The organism is Chitinimonas sp., from assembly GCF_036568685.1.
Classification (GTDB): domain Bacteria; phylum Pseudomonadota; class Gammaproteobacteria; order Burkholderiales; family Chitinimonadaceae; genus Chitinimonas.
In genome coordinates this window covers 1-20,635 of record NZ_DATCSC010000027.1, presented here as the reverse complement: position 1 = coordinate 20,635, position 20,635 = coordinate 1, and the positions used below count along the sequence as shown (strand labels likewise).

At 64.2% G+C, this 20,635-nt stretch carries 19 protein-coding genes and 1 riboswitch; of the genes, 14 read left to right on the top strand and 5 right to left on the bottom strand.

The genetic code is table 11. The features are described from left to right. Window positions 1-53: 53 nt before the first annotated feature. The 3 genes from ltaE to VIM95_RS04145 form a co-directional block, all read right to left on the bottom strand. Entirely contained in the window at window positions 54-1,088 is a 1,035-nt protein-coding gene (gene ltaE / locus VIM95_RS04155; protein WP_331983323.1) for a low-specificity L-threonine aldolase, read from the bottom strand. Window positions 1,089-1,160: 72 nt separating this feature from the next. Further along, window positions 1,161-2,021 carry a DMT family transporter gene (locus VIM95_RS04150; RefSeq protein WP_331983321.1) on the bottom strand — a complete coding sequence of 287 codons (861 nt, stop codon included), beginning with the start codon at window positions 2,019-2,021 and terminating at the stop codon, window positions 1,161-1,163. Between the two features lie 48 nt (window positions 2,022-2,069). Further along, complete coding sequence (locus VIM95_RS04145; RefSeq protein ID WP_331983319.1) at window positions 2,070-3,095, bottom strand: aminoglycoside phosphotransferase family protein; 1,026 nt, start codon at window positions 3,093-3,095, stop codon at window positions 2,070-2,072. 165 nt (window positions 3,096-3,260) lie between these two features. Here VIM95_RS04145 and VIM95_RS04140 point away from each other — a divergent pair, with 165 nt between their 5' ends. The 8 genes from VIM95_RS04140 (at window position 3,261) to VIM95_RS04105 (ending at window position 12,004) form a co-directional block, all read left to right on the top strand. Next, window positions 3,261-5,381, top strand: coding sequence for an LPS-assembly protein LptD (locus tag VIM95_RS04140; protein WP_331983317.1), 2,121 nt, complete (start codon window positions 3,261-3,263; stop codon window positions 5,379-5,381). Continuing rightward, entirely contained in the window at window positions 5,378-6,676 is a 1,299-nt protein-coding gene (locus tag VIM95_RS04135; protein WP_331983315.1) for a peptidylprolyl isomerase, read from the top strand. Before VIM95_RS04140 ends, VIM95_RS04135 begins: the two co-directional genes overlap by 4 nt. Before the next feature lie 50 nt (window positions 6,677-6,726). Beyond that, window positions 6,727-7,755 carry a 4-hydroxythreonine-4-phosphate dehydrogenase PdxA gene (gene pdxA / locus VIM95_RS04130; RefSeq protein ID WP_331983313.1) on the top strand — a complete coding sequence of 343 codons (1,029 nt, stop codon included), beginning with the start codon at window positions 6,727-6,729 and terminating at the stop codon, window positions 7,753-7,755. A 63-nt stretch (window positions 7,756-7,818) separates the two neighbouring features. Beyond that, window positions 7,819-8,604, top strand: coding sequence for a 16S rRNA (adenine(1518)-N(6)/adenine(1519)-N(6))-dimethyltransferase RsmA (rsmA, locus tag VIM95_RS04125; RefSeq protein ID WP_331983311.1), 786 nt, complete (start codon window positions 7,819-7,821; stop codon window positions 8,602-8,604). Between the two features lie 296 nt (window positions 8,605-8,900). After that, on the top strand, window positions 8,901-9,791 hold the full coding sequence (locus VIM95_RS04120; RefSeq protein WP_331983309.1) for a transporter substrate-binding domain-containing protein: 891 nt from the start codon (window positions 8,901-8,903) through the stop codon (window positions 9,789-9,791). Window positions 9,792-9,851: 60 nt separating this feature from the next. Further along, complete coding sequence (locus VIM95_RS04115) at window positions 9,852-10,598, top strand: amino acid ABC transporter permease (RefSeq protein WP_331983307.1); 747 nt, start codon at window positions 9,852-9,854, stop codon at window positions 10,596-10,598. Then, window positions 10,595-11,257, top strand: a complete 663-nt coding sequence (locus VIM95_RS04110; protein WP_331983305.1) for an amino acid ABC transporter permease — start codon at window positions 10,595-10,597, stop codon at window positions 11,255-11,257. The genes VIM95_RS04115 and VIM95_RS04110 overlap by 4 nt, the downstream gene beginning before the upstream one ends. Before the next feature lie 18 nt (window positions 11,258-11,275). Continuing rightward, window positions 11,276-12,004: an amino acid ABC transporter ATP-binding protein gene (locus VIM95_RS04105; RefSeq protein ID WP_331983303.1), complete on the top strand. Its 729-nt coding sequence runs from the start codon at window positions 11,276-11,278 to the stop codon at window positions 12,002-12,004. A 384-nt stretch (window positions 12,005-12,388) separates the two neighbouring features. Here VIM95_RS04105 and VIM95_RS04100 read toward each other — a convergent pair whose 3' ends face one another. Further along, complete coding sequence (locus VIM95_RS04100; RefSeq protein WP_331983301.1) at window positions 12,389-13,252, bottom strand: lipid A biosynthesis lauroyl acyltransferase; 864 nt, start codon at window positions 13,250-13,252, stop codon at window positions 12,389-12,391. Further along, entirely contained in the window at window positions 13,249-14,115 is an 867-nt protein-coding gene (locus tag VIM95_RS04095; RefSeq protein ID WP_331983299.1) for a lysophospholipid acyltransferase family protein, read from the bottom strand. The genes VIM95_RS04100 and VIM95_RS04095 overlap by 4 nt, the downstream gene beginning before the upstream one ends. A 93-nt stretch (window positions 14,116-14,208) precedes the next feature. Here VIM95_RS04095 and metK point away from each other — a divergent pair, with 93 nt between their 5' ends. The 6 genes from metK to VIM95_RS04065 form a co-directional block, all read left to right on the top strand. Continuing rightward, window positions 14,209-15,378: a methionine adenosyltransferase gene (gene metK / locus VIM95_RS04090; RefSeq protein WP_331983297.1), complete on the top strand. Its 1,170-nt coding sequence runs from the start codon at window positions 14,209-14,211 to the stop codon at window positions 15,376-15,378. A gap of 307 nt (window positions 15,379-15,685) precedes the next feature. Then, window positions 15,686-15,910, top strand: coding sequence for a hypothetical protein (locus VIM95_RS04085; RefSeq protein ID WP_331983295.1), 225 nt, complete (start codon window positions 15,686-15,688; stop codon window positions 15,908-15,910). Window positions 15,911-16,034: 124 nt separating this feature from the next. After that, window positions 16,035-16,101, top strand: a riboswitch (S-adenosyl-L-homocysteine riboswitch). 84 nt (window positions 16,102-16,185) lie between these two features. Next, a complete protein-coding gene (ahcY, locus tag VIM95_RS04080; protein ID WP_331983293.1) occupies window positions 16,186-17,586 on the top strand; it encodes an adenosylhomocysteinase in 1,401 nt (466 codons plus the stop codon). A 159-nt stretch (window positions 17,587-17,745) separates the two neighbouring features. After that, window positions 17,746-18,261: a GNAT family N-acetyltransferase gene (locus VIM95_RS04075; protein ID WP_331983291.1), complete on the top strand. Its 516-nt coding sequence runs from the start codon at window positions 17,746-17,748 to the stop codon at window positions 18,259-18,261. 330 nt (window positions 18,262-18,591) lie between these two features. Continuing rightward, window positions 18,592-19,434 carry a methylenetetrahydrofolate reductase [NAD(P)H] gene (metF, locus tag VIM95_RS04070; protein WP_331983289.1) on the top strand — a complete coding sequence of 281 codons (843 nt, stop codon included), beginning with the start codon at window positions 18,592-18,594 and terminating at the stop codon, window positions 19,432-19,434. 352 nt (window positions 19,435-19,786) lie between these two features. After that, a partial coding sequence (locus tag VIM95_RS04065; RefSeq protein ID WP_331983287.1) for a hypothetical protein occupies window positions 19,787-20,635 on the top strand: 849 nt, incomplete at its 3' end.

Here is a 20,635-nt window from a genome sequence, read left to right as displayed (position 1 = left end):
GATTATGCGCCGTCGGCGTGAGCCGAGTATAGGCGGGCTTCCCCTGTCACGCCCTAACCGAAGTACTGGCGGGCAATAGCCAGTGCGCCATCGACCGCCGCTTCGTTCACATCCAGATGCGTCACCCAGCGCTGCTGCGCCGTGCCGCTGATCAGCACGCCGTGCCGTGCCAGATGCTCGGCAAAGCCCTGGGCGTGCTCTTCCGCCACCTCGACGAAAACGATATTGGTCTGCGGGGTGTCCACCGTGATGCCTGGCAACGCGGCGAGACCCTGTGCCAGCTTGGCGGCGTTGGCGTGGTCCTCGGCCAGGCGCGCCACGTGATGCTCCAGCGCGTAGAGGCCGGCGGCTGCCAGGAGTCCGGCCTGGCGCATGCCGCCGCCCAACATCTTGCGCCAGCGCTTGGCCTGGGCGATGAAGTCCCTGGAACCCAGCAGCAGCGAGCCGACCGGTGCACCCAGGCCCTTGGACAGGCAGACCGAGACCGAATCGAAACCGCGCGCGATCTCGGCCAGTTCCACTCCGCGCTTGACCGCGGCATTGCACAGCCGGGCGCCATCCAGGTGGGTGGCCAGTCCCTTGCTGTGGGCCCAGGCGGTAGCGTTGGCCACATAGTCTGCCGGCAGCACCTTGCCGCCTATGGTGTTTTCCAGTGCCAAAAGGCGGGTACGGGCGAAGTGGGCGTCATCCGGCTTGACCGCCCGTTGCAGCTTGGCGAGCGGGATGCTGCCGTCCGGCGCATTCTCCAGCGGCTGCGGCTGGATGCTGCCCAGTACCGCCGCGCCACCACCCTCGTACTTGTAGGTATGGGCATCCTGGCCCACCAGGTACTCGTCGCCACGCTGGCAATGGGTCATCAGGCCGATCAGATTGGTCTGGGTGCCCGAGGGGGCAAACAGGCCGGCCTCAAAGCCCAGCCGCTCGGCCGCCACCGCCTGCAACCGGTTGACGGTCGGGTCGTCGCCCCACACATCGTCACCCAGCTCGGCGCTGGCCATGGCAGCCTGCATGGCCGGCGTGGGGCGGGTCACGGTGTCGGAGCGGAAGTCGTACAGCACGGGACCGGTGTGGGCCTGCGGGTAGCTCATGGCGGGTTTCCTTCAGCGGGGTACGTAGTCGAGTATCGGTATTATCGGGTCTGATCAGGCGGCGCGCGGGGTCTAACCCAGCGCCAGCGCCAGCACGCCGACCACGATGATAGCGGCAGCCAGGAGGCGGCGCTGCAGATCGCCCTCATCCAGCAGCCGGGCGCCATACCAGGCGCCTATCATCATCGACAGCTCGCGTGCCGGCGCCACATGGCTGACCGGCGCCATCTGCATGGCAAACAGCACCAGGGTGTAGCCGAGCGGCCCCAGCACACTTACCCCCAGTGCCGGCCTCCAGTAGCGGCGCCACTCGGGCAGCAGGGCGGCGCGGTCGGCCAGCGCCCGCGGGGTCAGCAGCAGGGCACGCAGCAGATTGCCGGCATAGTCGATCAGAAAGGGCGACAGCAGCAGCACCTTCACCGCCCGGCCATCCCAGACCGTGTAGCAGGCTATGCAGGCCCCGGTGGCGATGCCCCAACCCAGACCCTTGCGGTCGGCACCGGGCTTGAACAGGCGCGGCCCACCCGCCAGCAGGAATACCCCCAGCACCACCAGCAGCGCCCCGCCCGCCGCCAACCAGCCCGGCCGCTCGCCCAGCACCAGCATGGCACCGAAGAAGGACACAAGGGGCCCAGTGCCGCGTGCCATGGGGTAGACCACCGACAGATCGCCCACCTTGTAGCCCCGCTGCAGCGCCATGGAGTAGGCGGTATGCAAGATCGCGCTGCCGATCAGCGCCACCGCCTCCGGCCAGCCCAATACCGGGCGCTGCAGCCAGCAGACCACGGCGATCACCGGCAGCCAAAGCGCCACGGTGCCGATGGAGTACAGCCAGACAAAGTGGCGACTATCGGCCGCGCGCTTGGCCAGCAGGTTCCAGGAGGCATGGGTGAAGGCGGCGATGACGACCAGCGCGAGGGCAAAGAGGGGCATGGAGGTTCTAAAAATGCGCTGGCCCGACGCTTGCGCCGGGCCAGGGGGTCAGAAGGTATAGCCTACGCCGGGCTGGAAGTCGGTCAACCGGTTCAGCAATTTATAGAGTGGGTGCAGCTCCGCGTAGCGCACGCAGGTTTCGCGCAGGTAGTGCAGCGCCACCGGCATGTCGCCCACGTACTGCGGCTTGCCGTCGCGGTGCGCCAGCCGGGCAAAGGTGCCCAGGGTGCGGATATGGCGGAAGGCCCCCATCCACTCGAAGTCGGCGTAGAAGTCGTCGAAACTCGCCGGTACCGTCAGCCCGGCCGCGCGTGCCGCCTCCCAGTAGCGTATGCACAGGTCCAGGCGGAAGGCCTCGGGCCACTGCACATACATATCCTTGAGCAGGGAAGCGAGGTCGTAGCTCAGCGGGCCGCTGCGTGCATCCTGGAAGTCGATCACGCCTATGCCTTCATCCTGCCCGGCGACGCCATCCTGGCTGCTGGCCACGATCAGGTTGCGGCAGTGGAAGTCGAAGTGGATCACCACCTTGGCCTGCGACTGGGCGCGCGCCACCAAGAGGGCGCGGCTGCGCTCCCAGACCGCCAGGTCTTCACCCGTCAGCGGCCGGCCGAGGTGTTTGTCGGCGTACCACTCACTGAAGCGGTTTAGGTCTTCCACCATGGTGGCGGCGTCGTAGGCAGGCAGCGCACTGGCGTCCACCCGGGTCTGCATGGCGATCAGGCTCTGGATCGCCCAGCGGTACAGCCACTCGGCACCACCCTCGTCGGTGGCCGAGAGCGCAGTCTGCAGGTCGATGTTGCCCAGGTCATCCAGCAGCAGAAAGCCCTGCCCCAGGTCCTGGGCGTGGATGCGCGGCACCCGTATGGCGGGCCGCAGCAACTCGGCCAGTTTGATGAAGGGTCGGCAGTCCGACAGCGCTGGCGGCGCATCCATGACCATGCGGCGGCTGCCGTCGGCCAGGGTCACGCGGAAGTAGCGCCGCTGGCTGGCATCGCCGATAGGCGCTGAGAGCTGCAAGTCGCCGGGCAGCTGTTGGTGTAGCCAATTACGCAGTGATTCGATTCTTTCCATGGCCTGACATTCTATGATGATGCGAGACGGGTAGGGCGCCGGTACTGGCCTGAGGCCGCCTGCCGGTGGACGGAGCGCGGCGCCAGGCGCGTATCGCCCGTTTGTGTGCAACCCGAAAGTATGCGATTTTAGCGCACTTCGTTTTAAGCCCCCTGCCCAGCGCCGATGCCGCGTTTCGCTCCCCTACCGCTCGCTCTTGCCGTTTGCTGTGCCCTGACCGCCCAGGCGGAAGAGGCGCAAGGCCCGACCACCCTGCTTGCCGACAAGGTGGAAGGTACCAATGGCAAGGAGATCGTGGCGCGAGGCCATGTCCAGGCCGACCAGGATGGTCGCCGCATCGAGGCGGACTGGATGAAGCTGTTCCAGGACACGAGCGAGATCCGCGCCGGCGACAAGACCCGCATCACCCAGGACAAGGACGTGATCGAGGGCGGTGAGCTCTACCTCAAGAACGACACCCGTACCGGCGAGCTGGCCACCCCCAAGTACCAGCTCGGCGAGCGCGCCGGCCGTGGCGACGCGGTCAAGCTCCTGTTCGAAGGCCCCAGCAAATACCGCTTCCAGAACGCCCGCTTCACCACCTGTAGCGTGGGCCAGGACGACTGGTTTATCCGCGCCCGTGATCTGGAGCTCGACTACACCACCAATATCGGCACGGCGCGCAACAGCACCATCGAATTCAAGGGCGTGCCCTTCCTGTACTCGCCCTACCTCGACTTCACCCTCGACGGTTCGCGCAAGTCCGGTTTTCTGGCACCCTCCTTCGGCTCCGGCTCGGGTGGCGTCGAGATCACCACCCCGTACTACTGGAATATCGCGCCCAATATGGACGCGACCATCTCGCCGCGCGTGATGTCGCAGCGCGGCGTGCTGCTGGGTACCGAATTCCGCTATCTGGGCCAGAGCTACGGTGGCCAGATCACGGCCGAGACCATCAGCGACGACCGCAAGTTCGGCGGCAGCCGTACCGCCGTCAGTTCGCAGCACCGCCAGGACTTCGCGCCGGGCTGGCATGGCGAGTGGAATCTGCAGAAGGTGACCGACGACCGTTACTTCGCCGACTTTGGCGACAAGATCTCGGTCGCCTCGCAGACCTTCCTGCCGCGCGAGGGCTATATCAGCTACGGTCAGCCCGGCTTTGCCGCCGTGCTGCGCATGCAGCGCTACCAGACCCTGCAGGACCCCAGCAACCCGGTGGCCATCCCCTACGCCCGGCTGCCGCAGCTCACGGTCAACTACCAGGCGCCGCTGCCCTCGCCTTACCGGCTGGATCTGCAGAGCGAGGCGGTATCCTTCCACCATCCGACCCAGCTCGACGGCAAGCGCGCCCTGGTCTACCCAAGTTTCAGCGTGCCGCTGGAGCAGGCCTGGGGCTTTGTCACCCCCAAGGTCGGCGCCCACCTGACCCGCTACAACCTGGACGACGGCCGTACCATCAACCGCAACCTGCCCATCTTTTCGGTCGATTCCGGCTTGTTCTTCGACCGCGAGAGCACCTTCATGGGGCAGGATGTGGTGCAGTCGCTGGAGCCGCGTCTTTATTATCTGCGCATACCCTATCGCGATCAGGCCGCCATCCCCAACTTCGATTCGGGCCTGGCCGACTTCAATTTCGCGCAGATGTTCAGCGAGAACCAATACACCGGTAGCGATCGCATCAACGACGCCAACCAGCTGACCATGGCCGTGACCTCGCGCCTGTTTGAGGCCGATACCGGTATCGAGCGCGCACGGGTGGCCATCGGCCAACGCTTCTACTTCAGCCCGCAGCGCGTCACCCTGAACGAAGCGGCGCGTGCCGACAGCGTCAAGTCCTCGGACCTGATCGCCACCGTCGGCGGCCAACCCTATGACAACTGGTGGCTGGATGCCTCCATCCAGACCGCGGCGGATGGCGGCGAGACCCGCAAGTCCTCCCTTAACCTGCGCTACCAGCCCGAGAACGGCAAGCTGCTCAATCTGCGCTACCGGCTCGACAAGCTGACCAACATCAAGCAGTTCGATATCTCGGCGCAATGGCCCATCAACCGCAATTGGAACGTGGTGGCACGGCAGAACTGGTCCATCCAGGACCGTCGCTCACTGGAGCGCCTGTTCGGGCTCGAATACAATGGCGGCTGCTGGGTATTCCGTATGGTCACACAGCGCTTCGTGACTTCGAACAACCAGACCAGCAGCCCCTTCTTTGTGCAGCTTGAGCTGAACGAAGTGGGCCGTATCGGTTCCAATCCGCTGCAAACGCTCAAAGACAGCATTCCCGGCTACACCAAGTTGAACACACCATGACACCCTCTACCCCCCGCTTCACCGCCGGCCTGCTGGCGCTGAGCCTCTTCGTGCCGGCGCTGGCCGCCGAACCCGTGACGCTGGATCGCGTCGTGGCCGTGGTCAACAAATCGGTCGTGACCGAGAATGAGCTGATGACCCGCATCAAGGCGGTCAAGCTCAATATGGCCCGCCAGCAGGTTGCCGTTCCGTCCGACGACGTCCTGCGTCACCAGGTGCTGGACCGGCTGGTCAGCGAACGGGTGCTGCTGGACTACGCCGCCGATACCGGCCTGCGTATCGACGACCGCCAGCTGGACCAGACGGTCGAGCGCATCGCCGACCAGAACAAGATGACCGTGCCGCAGTTCAAGATCGCGCTGGAGCGCGAAGGCACCAGCTATAGCAGCTTCCGCGACCAGATCCGCCAGGACATGCTGATGCAGCGCCTGCGCGAGCGTGAGGTCGATAGCCGGGTGTTCGTCACCGATGCCGAGATCGACCAGTACCTGTCCGCCAACAAGGACCAGGACCGTGCCGAGAAGGAATACAAGCTGGCCCACATCCTGATCGCCCTCCCCGAAGGGGCCGGCCAGGATGTCATCGTCGCCAAGCAAAAGCGCGCCGACGAGGCCGCCCGCCAACTGGCCGCCGGCAAGTCCTTTGCCGAAGTCGCCGCCAGCTACTCCGAAGCCGGTGATGCGCTGCAGGGTGGCGAGCTCGGCTGGCGCTCCGCCGGCCGCCTGCCGCCCACCTTCCTCGACGCCATCGACAAGCTGCCCAATGGCGGTGTGACCCCCATCATGCGCAGCCCGGCCGGTTTCCACCTGATCAAGCTGGTGGAAAAGCGCCAGCGCGATGGCAAGGAAATGATCAAGCAGACCCATACCCGCCACATCCTGATCAAGGTCAACGAGCTGACCTCGGACAGTGACGCCAAGACCCGTATCGAAGACCTGCGCAACCGCATCCTCAAGGGCGAGAAGTTCGAAGAGCTGGCCAAGTTGCATTCCGAGGACGGCTCGGCCCAGAAGGGCGGCGACCTGGACTGGATCTCCCCGGGCGATACCGTGCCGGAATTCGAGACCGCCATGAACGCGCTCAACCCTGGCGACATTTCCCAGCCGGTGCGCAGTCCCTTCGGCTGGCACTTGATCCAGGTGGTCGAGCGGCGCGAACAGGACGTCACCAAGGACAAGGAACGCACCCGCGTACGGATGGAACTGCGCGACCGCAAGGCCGACGAGCAGTACGAAGACTGGATCCGCCAGCAGCGCGATACCGCCTTCGTCGAGCTGCGACTGGACGACAAGTAACACCCCTGACGGGCCGGTTCAACCGGCCCGTTTGCATTGAGCGAGACGAAATGAACATGCAGAGCCCGGCCCAGCGCCCCACCATCGCCATCACTTGCGGCGAGCCGGCCGGCATCGGCCCCGAGCTGTGCGCCGCGCTGGCCCCCGCTGCCTTCCATGCCCGCCTGGTGCTGCTGGGTGACGCCGAGCTGCTGGCCGAGCGCGCCAGGCTCAGCCCCCAGGCCGCCCCGCTACACCCCTACCAGCCGGACGCGTCGGCACCCGAGGGTTGCCTGGAGGTACTGCACGTCCCGCTGGCCCAGCCGGTAACCGCCGGCCAGCTCGACCCACGCAATGCCGGCCATGTGCTGGCCCTGCTCGACCGCGCCGTAGCAGGCTGCCAGTCCGGCGAATTCGCCGCCATGGTCACCGCCCCGCTGCACAAGGGGGTGATCCGCGATGCCGGACACAGCACCTTCACCGGCCATACCGAATACCTGGCCGAGCAGACCGGCACGCCGCTGGTGGTCATGATGCTGGCCGGTCGTTGCGACGCCGTCGCCCCCGGCTACGCCCTACGGGTGGCGTTGGCCACCACCCATCTGCCACTGCGCGCGGTGGCCGATGCCATTACCCCGGCGCTGCTGACCGAGACGCTGCGTATCCTGCACGCCGACCTGCGGCAGAAGTTCGGTCTGGCTGCACCGCGCATCCTGGTGGCTGGCCTCAATCCGCACGCCGGCGAAGGTGGCCATATGGGGCGCGAGGAGCTGGACATCATCATCCCGGTGCTGGAGCAGCTACGCGGCGAGGGCATGCAGCTGATCGGCCCGCTACCGGCCGATACCCTCTTCAACCCGCCCGTACTGGCCCAGGGCGACGCCGTGCTGGCCATGTACCACGACCAGGGCCTGCCGGTGCTCAAGCACGCCACCTTCGGCCAGGGCATCAACCTCACCCTGGGCCTGCCGCTCATCCGCACCTCGGTGGATCACGGTACCGCGCTGGACCTCGCTGGTACCGGCCGGGCCGATGGCGGCAGCCTCTGCGCCGCAGTGGAGCTCGCACTGACGCTGGCCGCGAGCCGGGTCTCCGCCTGAGCGGGGGATTTTCCTGCCACGCCGGGCTGGGAGGGAGTGGTGCCTGCACCCTACAATAGCGCCATGAGCACACATATTCCCCGCAAGCGTTTCGGCCAGAACTTCCTGGAAGACCAGGGCGTGATCGCCGACATCGTTAGTTGCATAGACCCGCAGCCGGCCGATCCCATGGTCGAGATCGGCCCCGGCCTCGCCGCGCTGACCGCACCCATCCTCGCCAAGCTCGACGTGCTGCACGCCGTCGAGATCGACCGCGACATCGTCGCTCGCCTGAGCGGCCGCTTCCCACCCGGCAAGCTGATCATCCATAACGTGGACGCGCTGAAGTTCGACTTCGGCGCCTTGGCCAGCGAGATAGCCCCCGGCGGACAGATCCGCCTCGTCGGCAACCTGCCCTACAACATCTCCACCCCGCTGCTCTTCCACCTCGCCAGCTATGCGCCGCAGGTGCGCGACTGCCACTTCATGCTGCAGAACGAAGTGGTGCTGCGCATGGTGGCCGACCCTGCCTGCGCCGACTATGGTCGCCTGAGCGTCATGCTGCAGTACCACTTCCATATGGAAAAGCTGCTGGACGTGCCGCCGGAGGCCTTCAACCCGCCACCCAAGGTCGATTCCGCCATCGTGCGCATGATCCCGCGGCCATTCCCCATTCCGGCGCGCGATCTGGCCGCGCTGGAGCGGCTGGTGGCGCAAGCCTTCGCGCAACGCCGCAAGACCGTACGCAACAACCTCAAGGGCATCGTCAGCGATGAGCTCTTTGCCGAGCTGGGCATCGATCCGGGCGCCCGCCCGGAGAACCTCTTGGTGAGCGACTATGTGCGCTTGAGCAACGCCCTGCCAGCCTGAGCCTGTCAGGACAGTTGTAGGCTCAAAGAGACACAAAACACTGAAAAGCGCGCCTTTTTCAGGGCTTTTCCGCGCTTATGACAACTTATTAGGGATTCCCCGCTTGCTGCGGGGTTTCCCGTCGCTACACTTGCCGAGCCGTAATGAGGGGGTTGTTTGCTACCTTCTTGCGCCAGCCCAAGCTGCGCCATCGGCAACCGTGTTGTCGGCCGCGTTGGGGACTACGCGTCGCGCCGCGCAGCGGCTATAGTTTTTGCAGGGCAGTCGAACCACCCCCCATAAAAGGAGAAATCGCAATGCAGAAATCCCTGATCCTCTCGGCACTGGTTGCATCCGCCTTCGCCGGCGCCGTGCAGGCCGAGGAACTGACCGGCACGCTGAAGAAGGTTTCCGACAGCGGCATCATCACCATCGGTTATCGCGAATCGTCGATCCCCTTCTCCTACCTCGATGCCAACCAGAAACCGGTCGGCTACGCCATGGATCTGTGCAGCAAGGTTGTCGATGCAGTGAAGAAGAAGCTGAACAAGCCTTCGCTGATCACCAAGATGGTTCCGGTGACCTCGCAAACCCGTATCCCGCTGATGGTCAACGGCACCATCGACATGGAGTGCGGTTCGACCACCAACTCCAAGGAACGTCAGAAGCAGGTTGCCTTCAGCGACCACTACTACGTCACCGCCGTGCGCATGCTGGTCAAGGCCAATTCCGGCATCAAGTCGCTGGATGACCTGAACGGCAAGGCTGTGGTCACCACCACCGGTACCACTTCCGACCGCTACATCAAGCAAAACGAGCAGGGCAAGCAGATCGACGTCAAGAACGTCTACGGCAAGGACCACTCGGAAAGCTTCCTGATGGTCGAGACCGGTCGTGCCTCCGCCTTCGTGATGGACGACATCCTGCTGGCCGGCCTGATCGCCAACTACACCAACCCCAAGGAATTCGCCATCGTCGGTCCGGCCCTGTCGGTTGAGCCCTACGGCATCATGCTGCGCAAGGACGATCCGGCCTTCAAGAAGGTGGCGGACGAGACCCTGGCAGGTATCTACAAGTCGGGCGAGATCAACAAGATCTACGACAAGTGGTTCATGCAGCCGATCCCGCCGAAGAACATCACGATCAACCTGCCGATGAGCGAAAAGCTCAAGGAAGCGATCAAGAGCCCCAACGACGTGGGTATCTGATCGGCTTGAAGACAGGCTTGCAAGAGGGGCCGAGAGGCCCCTCTTTGCTTGGAGACATTGATGGGTAATTACCAATGGAACTGGCACGTCATCTTCGAAGAAGTGGCGGGCACCAATGAACACTACTACCAGTGGCTGCTGAGCGGCCTTGGCTGGACGGTCGCCGTGGCGCTGTCGGCCTGGGTCATTGCGCTGATCCTGGGTTCCCTGATCGGTACCGCCCGTACCGCGCCCAATAAGTGGCTGGCCGGCTTGGCCACCGCCTATGTCGAGCTGTTCCGCAATATTCCGCTGATCGTGCAGCTCTTCCTGTGGTTCTTCGTGCTGCCCGAAATGCTGCCGCAGGCTGCAGGCGACTGGATGAAGCAGAGCATGCCGCTGCCTGAATTCTTCACCGCCATGGTAGGCCTGGGTCTCTTTACTTCGGCCCGGGTGGCCGAGCAGGTACGCACCGGCATCATGGCCCTGCCGCGCGGTCAGAAGAACGCCGGCCTGGCCATGGGCTTCACCCTGCCGCAGGTCTATCGCCACGTGCTCCTGCCCATGGCCTTCCGCATCGTCATCCCGCCGCTCACCTCGGAGTTCATGAACGTATTCAAGAACTCGGCCGTGGCGCTGGCCATCGGTCTGACCGAGCTGACCTTCCAGATGCGCCAGATCACCGGTGAATACGCGCCGTCCAACCCGATCGAGGTCATGACCATCGTCAGCGTCATCTACCTTATCCTGGCTTTCAGCGTGAACCGCCTGATGGCCCTGATCGAACGCCGCGTGCGCGTGCCCGGCTATATCTCTGGGGGTAAATGATGCAACTCGATTGGTCCGCCATCCCCCGCTCGGCCGATTTCCTCTGGCAGGGTTTCACCTACTCGCTGACCCTGACCGGTTTTGCCATGACGGTCGGCATCCTGTTCGGCACCATCCTGGCCATGGCCCGCCTGTCCAGCAATGCGCTGCTGAGCAACCTGGCCGCCGGTTATGTGAACCTGTTCCGTTCCATCCCGCTGGTGCTGGTGATCTTCTGGTTCTACATCCTGGTGCCGCTGATCACCGGTTACGATGTCGGCGCCGAACGCTCGGCCTACGTCACCTTCGCCATCTTCGAAGCAGCCTACTACTGCGAGATCATGCGCGCCGGCATCCAGTCCATCTCGCGCGGCCAGATCGGTGCCGGCCAGGCGCTGGGCTTCACCTATCTGCAGAACATGCGTTACGTGATCCTGCCGCAGGCCTTCCGCAACGTGGTGCCCCTGCTGCTGACCCAGACCATCGTGCTGTTCCAGGACACCTCGCTGGTCTACGTGGTCGGTGCCACCGACCTCTTGGGCGCCGCCGACAAGATCGCCCACCGCGACAATGCCCTGGTGGTCATGTACACCGCCGTGGCCGTGATCTACTTCGTCATCAGCTTCACCCTGTCGCGCGCGGTCAAGCGCCTGCATGCGCGTATCGCCGTCATCCGCTAAGGTATCGAGGAATCCTCCATGATCTCTATCAACAACGTTTCCAAGTGGTACGGCAGCTTCCAGGTCCTGACCGACTGCACTACCGATGTGAAAAAGGGTGAAGTGGTTGTCGTGTGCGGCCCGTCCGGCTCGGGCAAGTCAACCCTGATCAAGTGCGTCAATGCGCTGGAGCCCTTCCAGAAGGGTGATATCTCGGTCGACGGCATTTCGCTCAGCGATCCCAAGACCAACCTGCCCAAGCTGCGTTCGCGCGTCGGCATGGTGTTCCAGCACTTCGAGCTCTTCCCCCACCTGTCCATCACCGACAACCTCACCATCGCCCAGCAAAAGGTGCTCGGCCGCTCGCGTGACGAAGCCATGGACAAGGGTATGAAGCTCCTGGACCGCGTAGGCCTCAAGGCCCACGCCGCCAAGTTCCCCGGCCAGCTGTCCGGCGGCCAGCAACAGCGTGTCGCCATCGCCCGCGCCCTGGCCATGGATCCCATCGTCATGCTGTTCGACGAACCGACCTCGGCGCTCGACCCCGAGATGGTCAACGAAGTGCTGGACGTGATGGTGCAGCTGGCCCACGAAGGCATGACCATGATGTGCGTGACCCACGAAATGGGCTTCGCCCGCAAAGTGGCCAACCGCGTCATCTTCATGGATAAGGGCCATATCGAAGAAGACTGCTCCAAGGAAGAATTCTTCGGCACCCAGCGCGGCGAACGCGCCCAGCAGTTCTTGTCGAAGATTCTCCAACACTGATTGGAGAAAGCAGTACCTGCAGCGAAGTCCTTGCTGCGACAAAGCGCCCGGCCTAGCCGGGCGTTTTGCTTTTGAGCTTTGCCCTGGTGTTCAACAAACTTCGGAGACCTAGACGCGGCCACCAGGCCCGGTAGGGCGAAAAAGCGCAGCGCCTCCCGCCATCATGCGCTGGCCGCCTTCACAAGCGGCTTGGGGTTTAGCGGCTGGCGCCGCATATTCGTGCTCCGCACGGTTTGGTGCGGGACGCGCTCCCGCTCTAAACCGCGCAACGCGCGGATAGTGTGGCGATAGCCGCTGAAAAACACCATCTAGACTCCACCGCCAAGCCAAAAGCAAAACGCCCGATCAATGTCGGGCGTTTTGCTTGGGATAACAGGGCTACGCTCAGTAGTACCCAGCCTCACCCTCAGGCCGAGTCTTGAAGCGCTTGTGCAGCCAAAAATACTGTTCGGGCTGCTTGAGTACATGCCCCTCCAGAATGCGGTTCATCCGCTCTGCATCCTCCAGCAGATCCTCACCCGGGAAGTCGCTCAGCGGCGGCTCGATTACCAGGGTGTAGCCGTTGGCTTCGCGGCGTGGGTAGCAGGGCAGCACCACCGCGCCTGATGCCTTGGCCAGGCGGGAGAGGGCCGTGATGGTGGCTGCCTTCACGCCGAAGAAGTGGGCAAAGACCGAATCGCGGGCGCCGAAGTCCTGGTCCGGCAGGTAGTAGAAGCGGTAGCCCTGCTTCAAGGCCTTTAGCGCCGGGCGCACGCCGGCCTGGCGCGAGAGGATGATGCCGGTGTCAAAGCGCAGCCGCTTCTGCTCCACATAGGCATCCAGGCCTTCGTCCTTCTGGCGCGAATAGATGCTCACCACCGGCGTATCGAGCGAGACCCGCAGCCCCGCCATATCCAGCCCGGTGAAGTGACCGATGCACAGGATGACCGGCTTGCCCTCCTGCGCGGTGAGATGCTCCAGGCCCTCGATCCGCATCATCTCCCGCAAGCGCTCGCGTGAAGCAAACCAGCAGTAACCGTACTCCAGCAGCATGCAGGCCAGGTACTGGAAGTGCGCGCGCAGGATACGCTCGCGCTCTGCCGCCGGCATCTCTGGGAAGCACAGTTGCAGATTGGTCTGCCCCACCCGGCGGCGCGAACCGGCCACCCGATACAGCAGGCTGCCCAGCGCCTTGCCTATGGCGGTCAGGGCAGAGAAGGGCAGCCAGTGCACCAGCCACAGGGCGGCGGCAGTCAGGCGCGCGATCATGCCATGCCCTCCTCGGCGGTCGGCGCACCGGTGGGGTGCTTGTAGCGGTTGTAGCTCCAGAGGTACTGGGCCGGGGCAAGACGGATCATGGCTTCCACGTTTCTATTCAGGGTTTCAGCATCGGCGCGCTTGTCGCCATTGAAGGCGCCCGCCATGGGAAAAAGGCGGACGATATAGCCCCGTCCCCAGGACAGGCGCTCGGCAAAGAAGAACAGCACCACGGCGTCGGTGGCCTCGGCCAGGCGTGGCAGCAAGGTCATGGTGTAGGCCGGCTTGCCCAGGAAGTAGGCCCACACCCCCTCGCCACCGCCTGGGGCCTGGTCGGGCAGGATCACCGTGGCCTCGCCCGACTTCAGCGCTTTCATCAGAATACGCACGCCGGCGCCGGTGGCCGGTGCGGTACGGCCATTGTCGCGCATGCGGCCGGCCTGCATCAGCGGCTCCAGCCAGCTGAGCTTGGGCGGTCGGTACATGGCGGTCAGCGGGTAGGGCAGCCGGCTGCTGACATAGCGGCCGGCAATATCGAAGCCACCCAGGTGCGGGGTAACAAAGAGGATGGGCTTGCCCGCCGCAATCGCCGCCTCGGCATGTTCCCAGCCCTGGCAGTCGCGCACCAGTTTGGCCACGTCCTCGGCTGGCCTGCCCCAGGCGGCCAGCAGCTCCAAAGCACCCTTGCCGTGCTGGCCAATGCTTTCGCCTAACAATCGGTTATAATCGCCGGGATAGGCTTGACGCAGATTGTCAAGCATTCGGCGGCGATAGCTACTGTCCAGCCACCAGGCCAGCCAGCCGGCCAGCACGCCCACGGCGTGCAATATGACCAGCGGGCAGCGCGCCAGGAATTTCAGTAGTAAAGTCAGCATCTACATAGGTTTCAATTCAAGAATCCGCTTATTTTAGCGGGTTTGTTCACCCAGCCGCCCAAAGTAGCGGCACTGCGACAAGAGGAAAAATCCATGCGCGAGTTCCTGTTCTCCTCCGAATCGGTTTCGGAAGGCCATCCTGACAAGGTTGCCGACCAGATTTCCGATGCCATCCTCGACGCCATCCTGGAGCAGGACAAGCATGCCCGCGTCGCTGCCGAAACGCTGGTGAATACCGGCCTGTGCGTGCTGGCCGGCGAGATCACCACCCATGCCAACGTCGACTACATCCAGGTCGCCCGCGAGACCATCCGCAAGATCGGCTACGACAGCTCCGAGCTGGGCTTCGACTACAAGGGCTGCGCTGTACTGGTTGCCTACGACAAGCAGTCGCCCGATATCGCCCAGGGCGTGAACGAAGGCCAGGGCCTCGATCTCGACCAAGGTGCCGGCGACCAAGGTCTGATGTTCGGCTACGCCTGTGATGAAACCCCGACCCTGATGCCGGCCGCCATCTACCTGTCGCACCGCCTGGTCCAGCGCCAGAGCGAGCTGCGCAAGGACGGCCGCCTGCCGTGGCTGCGTCCGGACGCCAAGAGCCAGGTCACCCTGCGCTACGACGCCGATACCGGCCGCCCGGTTGCCATCGACACCATCGTGCTGTCCACCCAGCACCACCCGGATATTGCCTACGACGTGCTCAAGGAAGCCGTCATTGAGGACATCATCAAGCCGGTGCTGCCGGCCGAGCTGATCAAGGGCGACATCAAGTACTTCATCAACCCGACCGGCCGTTTCGTCATCGGTGGTCCGCAGGGCGACTCCGGCCTGACCGGCCGCAAGATCATCGTCGACACCTACGGCGGTGCCGCACCGCACGGTGGCGGTGCCTTCTCCGGCAAGGACCCGAGCAAGGTGGACCGTTCGGCCGCCTATATGGGCCGCTACATCGCCAAGAACATCGTGGCCGCCGGCATCGCCCGCCAGTGCCAGGTGCAGGTGGCCTACGCAATCGGTATCGCCAAGCCGGTCTCGATCATGGTCGACACCTGGGACACGGGCAAGATCAGCAACGACAAGATCGTCGAGCTGATCCAGCGTCACTTCGACCTGCGTCCCAAGGGCATTGTCCAGTCGCTGGATCTCCTGCGCCCCATCTACGGCAAGACCGCTGCCTACGGCCACTTCGGCCGCGAAGAGCCGGAATTCAGCTGGGAAGCGACCGACAAGGCCGACGCACTGCGTGCTGACGCCGGCCTGTAAGCCTGGTGCTTTTCTAGGCAGTAGTTGGTAGGTCAGTTCAGCCAAGCGCCCGGGTAACCCGGGCGTTTGTCATTTACGAGGCAAGAAACAGCGGCTTACCCCTGATTGATTCCTCACCCCCTCCGCCCCCGCCCGCCGGCGGGGGAACCTCGCTGCGCTCGTGGGTGCACGGATTTGCTGCAGCTACGCAATCTTCCGCGCGCATCGTCTGGTTTGGTGATATCGCCGCCTGTTGGCGGATAATGCCGCGGCCGGCCCCCACAAGGGAGACACGGCGTCCGAACTGACAACAAAGGAGCAGCGAGAAATGCAATTGAGGAGCATGGTTCTGGCATCGGTTGTGTGTCTGGGTCTGGTGGCGTGCGCCGCTCTGCCGGAAGAGGTCGACAAGCCGGAAAAGGAAGAAGCCTACTACCCCATGGGTAGCAATATCGCCCGCCGCGGCCAGACAGGTCCAAAGCTGACCCCGGAAGAAGCCGCCGCCCTGCGCGACAAGATCACCGCCTCCACCGGCACCCCGCAAAAGCAGTAATCAGCAGGGGATCAAAAACCGCCGTCAGGCGGTTTTTTCATTGCTGAGCTTGCCAGTGCGACCGGCGGTATCGCGTTCCTTACCCTGCAACTGGCGCCGCCGCTGGGCTCGGTTATAATTGCGCTCTACCGGGGAGCGTTGCGAGGTCGTTCGATCCCAGGCCCGGTGTCATAAAACTGCGCTCACCTGACCAACCCCGTGCCGGGCACGGGATGCACAACAGGTGAGAACCGCATCCCGCATTACCCGGCCACATTGTTCAAAGGACGAACACCGTGGCTGATACCAAAGACTACGTCATTGCCGATCTCTCCCTGGCCGACTGGGGCCGCAAGGAGATTCGCATCGCCGAAACCGAAATGCCTGGCCTGATGGCCATCCGTGAAGAGTTCGCTGCCCAGCAGCCGCTCAAGGGCGCGCGCATCACCGGCTCCCTGCACATGACCATCCAGACCGCCGTGCTGATCGAGACCCTGCAAGCCCTGGGCGCCCAAGTGCGCTGGGCCTCCTGCAATATCTTCTCGACCCAGGACCACGCCGCCGCCGCCATCGCTGCCACCGGCACACCGGTGTTCGCGGTCAAGGGCGAATCGTTGACCGACTACTGGGAATACACCCACCGCATCTTCGAGTGGACCGACGGCGGCTACTCCAACATGATCCTCGACGACGGCGGCGACGCCACCGTGCTGCTGCACCTGGGTGCCCGCGCCGAGCGTGACCTGAGCGTGCTGGACAAGCCGGGCAGCGAGGAAGAAACCATCCTGTTCGCCGCCATCCGCGCCAAGCTCAAGACGGACCCGACCTGGTACTCCACCCGCCTTGAGAAGATCCAGGGCGTGACCGAAGAGACCACCACCGGCGTGCATCGCCTGTACCAGATGCACCAGCGCGGCGAACTCAAGTTCCCGGCCATCAACGTCAACGACTCGGTCACCAAGTCCAAGTTCGACAACCTCTACGGTTGCCGCGAATCGCTGGTCGACGGCATCAAGCGCGCCACCGACGTGATGGTCGCCGGCAAGATCGCCGTGGTCGCCGGCTACGGCGACGTGGGCAAGGGCTCGGCCCAGGCCCTGCGCGCCCTGTCGGCCCAGGTCTGGGTAACCGAGATCGACCCGATCTGCGCCCTGCAGGCCGCCATGGAAGGCTACCGCGTGGTGACCATGGACTACGCAGCCGACAAGGCCGACATCTTTGTCACCGCCACCGGCAACTACCACATCATCACCCACGACCACATGGCCCGCATGAAGGACCAGGCCATCGTCTGCAACATCGGCCACTTCGACAACGAAATCGAAGTCGCCGCGCTGGAGAAGTACCAGTGGGAAGAGATCAAGCCCCAGGTCGATCACGTGATCTTCCCGGACGGCAAGCGCATCATCCTCTTGGCCAAGGGCCGTCTCGTGAACCTGGGCTGCGCCACCGGCCACCCCAGCTACGTGATGTCCTCCAGCTTCGCCAACCAGACCATCGCCCAGATCGAGCTGTATACCCGTAACAGCGACTACCCGATCGGCGTCTACACCCTGCCCAAGCACCTGGACGAGAAGGTCGCCCGCCTGCAGCTCAAGAAGCTCAATGTGCAGCTGACCGAGCTGACCGAAGCCCAGGCCGCCTACATCGGCGTCAAGAAGGAAGGCCCCTACAAGGCCGACCACTACCGCTATTGATCCCGCCTGCCCCAGCCGGGGTAGCGCAGGCAGAGCGAACAGGGCCCCGTGCAAGCGGGGCCTTGTGCTTTCTGTAACCATGGATTTGCCCGCCGGCTGTGTCTTATGCCACCCCGGTGCGCTGCTTAAGCTGGCTTACCTCGCTACGGAAAGCCAGCCATGCCGCCCATCATCCCCACGCTCGAGACCGAACGCCTAGAGCTGATCGCGCCCGACGAATCTCACCTCGAAGCCCTCATGGACTTCTATGGCGATGCCGAATCCATGCAGCACATCCGCGGCGGGCAGACCTTCGATCGCAGCGGCACCTGGTACAAGCTCGCCACCCAGCTCGGCCACTGGCAGCTGCGTGGCTACGGCTTCTGGTCGGTACGCGAGAAGGAAACCGGCACCATCGTCGGCAACGCCGGTCTGCTCTACCCTGCCGGCAACCCGGCCCTGGAGATAGGCTGGGGCCTCCGCCGTGCCTGGTGGCGCCGCGGCTATGCCGCCGAATTCGGCCCCGCAATCCTCGACTACGCCTTCCACACCGTCGGCGCCGACCGCGTCATGGCCCACATCACCGCCACCAACACGGCATCCCTCGCCGTCGCCCAGAAGCTGGGCATGCGCCTCAGCCCCGAAGACTCAACCCCTGAAACCGCCATCCTCTACGCCTACCGTCCCATCAAATAAATGCCGGCCGTAGCGCTGCCCCATGGCGTTCGCATTTGGGGTCTAGTGGGTACTTATTCTGTGAACCGTCTACAGGTCTAACCGACGTCCTTCCACGATACCGACGAGCGTCAGCGAGGTTCCCCACCGGCGGGCGGGGGTAGGGGTGGGGCTCAATAAAGCGAGGGGCGTTTCAGTGATCGCGGATGGTTAGCGCCCGGATTTTCCGGGCGCCTGCGTTGCGCACCAAGCCATGCGCCATCTGCAATCCGAGACCAGCTCTAACTTCATGCAGATTATTCATTAGCGCCGCCTGTTCACGATGCTACGATTCATACAATCCGTAACCGTATGACCGAGATCGCCGTGAGCCAGACCTACAGCTTTGAATTCTTCCCGCCCAAGACGCCCGAGGGCATTGAAAAGCTGCGCAACACCCGCCGGCAACTGGCCCAGTTCAAGCCTGAGTTCTTCTCGGTCACCTTCGGTGCCGGCGGCACCACCCAGGATGGCACCCTGGCCACTGTGCTCGAGATCCAGTCCGAAGGCTTCGATGCCGCCCCGCACCTGTCCTGCATCGGCGCCACCCGCGCCAATGTCGCCACCTTGCTCAAGACCTACCGCGAGCACGGCATCCGCCGCATCGTCGCCCTGCGTGGCGATATCCCCAGCGGCATGGTCGAGTTCGGCGAGTTCCGCTATGCCAACGAGCTGGTCGAGTTCATCCGCGCCGAGCACGGCGACTGGTTCCATATCGAAGTCGCCGCCTACCCCGAGTACCACCCGCAGGCCCGCTCCGCCCAGGACGACCTGGCCAACTTCGTGCGCAAGGCCAAGGCCGGTGCCGATTCGGCCATGACCCAGTACTTCTTCAACCCGGACGCCTACTTCGCCTTCGTCGACGAAGTCCGCGCCCGTGGCGTCGAGATCCCCATCGTTCCCGGCATCATGCCGATCAACAACTTCTCCCAGCTGGCCCGCTTCTCCGACGCCTGCGGCGCCGAGATCCCGCGCTGGCTGCGGCTCAAGCTGCAGGGCTATGGCGACGACAGCGCCTCGATCAAGGCCCTCGGCCTCGACGTGATCACCGATCTCTGCCGCAAACTGCTCGACGGCGGCGCCCCCGGCCTGCATTTCTATACCCTCAACGCCGCCGGCAACGTCTCGACGATATGGCAGCGGCTCGGTTTGTAGGTTGCAGAGGCCCGTTGCGGTAGCGCTTCGCCCGGCAAAGCCGGGCGTTTTGTCTTCGTGGCAGCTCAAAGATCGTGTACTGATTGAATCCACTCCCCCGCCCTCGCCGCCGCGACTGCGTGGTTGTTGCCCCGTCGGGGCTTACCACCACGGCGTCCTCCTTGCGGGGAGGGAGCCTCGCTGTCGCGAGTCAGTCTGTCTTAGAGGCCACACTACCGGGCTGGCGCAGTCGCGCCGGCCCGTTTATACAGGGTAGCAACGTGGCGTAATCCACACCGTTTAGCCGCCCAAGCATGCGCTTGGCCGGCAGATGTTTATAATTACGCGCTTATCCCTGCATTTCGATCGCTGCATGCTCAAGTATCTTGGCCTCGACAGGCCTTTTTTATTGCTCGCTCGCCGGCTGTTGTTCAGCGTGGTGCGCACCCAGCTGCTCTCCGATACGCCGCAGGCGCAGGGGCTCGACCCAGCCAAGCCAGTGGTCTACGTGCTGCAGCGCCGCTTCCTCAGCAATATCCTGGTGCTTGAGCGCGAAGTACTGCGCAATGGCCTGCCCTCGCCCTTGGACGGTCTCGCAACCGAAGGCGTGCGCGAGGATCGTGCCTTCTTCTTCACCACCCGGGCCGAGGCCTGGTTCGGCCGCAGCAACACCAGCGGCCAATCGCCGCGGCTGGAACGGCTCACCCAGGCGGTGCGCAACCGGCCGGACTTCGATGTCCAGCTGGTCCCGGTCAGCATACTGTGGGGCCGCACGCCCGACAAAGAGAGCTCGATCTGGAAGCTGTTGTTTTCCGAGAGCTGGTCGCCGCGCGGCTCCTTGCGGCAGCTGTTCACCATCCTGCTGCATGGCCGCCAGACCCTGATCCGCTTCAGCCCGCCCATGTCGCTGCGCGAGCTGGTCGAGGACGCCGAGGATAACGAGCGCGCCCTGCGCAAGGTCGCCCGCGTGCTGCGCGTGCATTTCCGCCAGCAACGCGAAATGGCCATCGGCCCCGACCTCTCGCACCGCCGCACCCAGGTCGAAGGCATACTCGAGACCGATTCGGTCAAGTCCGCCATCGAGGCGCTGGCCGCCGAACAAGGCGGTGGCGCCGGCGCCCTGCTCAAAGCCCAGGAAAAGGCCCGCGCCTACGCCTGGGAGATCGCCGCCGACTACAGCTACCCGGTGGTACGCGTCTTCCACCGCTTCCTGACCTGGATC

Bases quoted from the DNA above. Each gene is read 5' to 3' on its own strand.
- ltaE (WP_331983323.1), bottom strand. From the start codon at position 1,088: ATGAGCTACCCGCAGGCCCACACCGGTCCCGTGCTGTACGACTTCCGC.
- VIM95_RS04150 (WP_331983321.1), bottom strand. From the start codon at position 2,021: ATGCCCCTCTTTGCCCTCGCGCTGGTCGTCATCGCCGCCTTCACCCAT.
- VIM95_RS04145 (WP_331983319.1), bottom strand. From the start codon at position 3,095: ATGGAAAGAATCGAATCACTGCGTAATTGGCTACACCAACAGCTGCCC.
- VIM95_RS04140 (WP_331983317.1), top strand. From the start codon at position 3,261: ATGCCGCGTTTCGCTCCCCTACCGCTCGCTCTTGCCGTTTGCTGTGCC.
- VIM95_RS04135 (WP_331983315.1), top strand. From the start codon at position 5,378: ATGACACCCTCTACCCCCCGCTTCACCGCCGGCCTGCTGGCGCTGAGC.
- pdxA (WP_331983313.1), top strand. From the start codon at position 6,727: ATGAACATGCAGAGCCCGGCCCAGCGCCCCACCATCGCCATCACTTGC.
- rsmA (WP_331983311.1), top strand. From the start codon at position 7,819: ATGAGCACACATATTCCCCGCAAGCGTTTCGGCCAGAACTTCCTGGAA.
- VIM95_RS04120 (WP_331983309.1), top strand. From the start codon at position 8,901: ATGCAGAAATCCCTGATCCTCTCGGCACTGGTTGCATCCGCCTTCGCC.
- VIM95_RS04115 (WP_331983307.1), top strand. From the start codon at position 9,852: ATGGGTAATTACCAATGGAACTGGCACGTCATCTTCGAAGAAGTGGCG.
- VIM95_RS04110 (WP_331983305.1), top strand. From the start codon at position 10,595: ATGATGCAACTCGATTGGTCCGCCATCCCCCGCTCGGCCGATTTCCTC.
- VIM95_RS04105 (WP_331983303.1), top strand. From the start codon at position 11,276: ATGATCTCTATCAACAACGTTTCCAAGTGGTACGGCAGCTTCCAGGTC.
- VIM95_RS04100 (WP_331983301.1), bottom strand. From the start codon at position 13,252: ATGATCGCGCGCCTGACTGCCGCCGCCCTGTGGCTGGTGCACTGGCTG.
- VIM95_RS04095 (WP_331983299.1), bottom strand. From the start codon at position 14,115: ATGCTGACTTTACTACTGAAATTCCTGGCGCGCTGCCCGCTGGTCATA.
- metK (WP_331983297.1), top strand. From the start codon at position 14,209: ATGCGCGAGTTCCTGTTCTCCTCCGAATCGGTTTCGGAAGGCCATCCT.
- VIM95_RS04085 (WP_331983295.1), top strand. From the start codon at position 15,686: ATGCAATTGAGGAGCATGGTTCTGGCATCGGTTGTGTGTCTGGGTCTG.
- VIM95_RS04075 (WP_331983291.1), top strand. From the start codon at position 17,746: ATGCCGCCCATCATCCCCACGCTCGAGACCGAACGCCTAGAGCTGATC.
- metF (WP_331983289.1), top strand. From the start codon at position 18,592: ATGACCGAGATCGCCGTGAGCCAGACCTACAGCTTTGAATTCTTCCCG.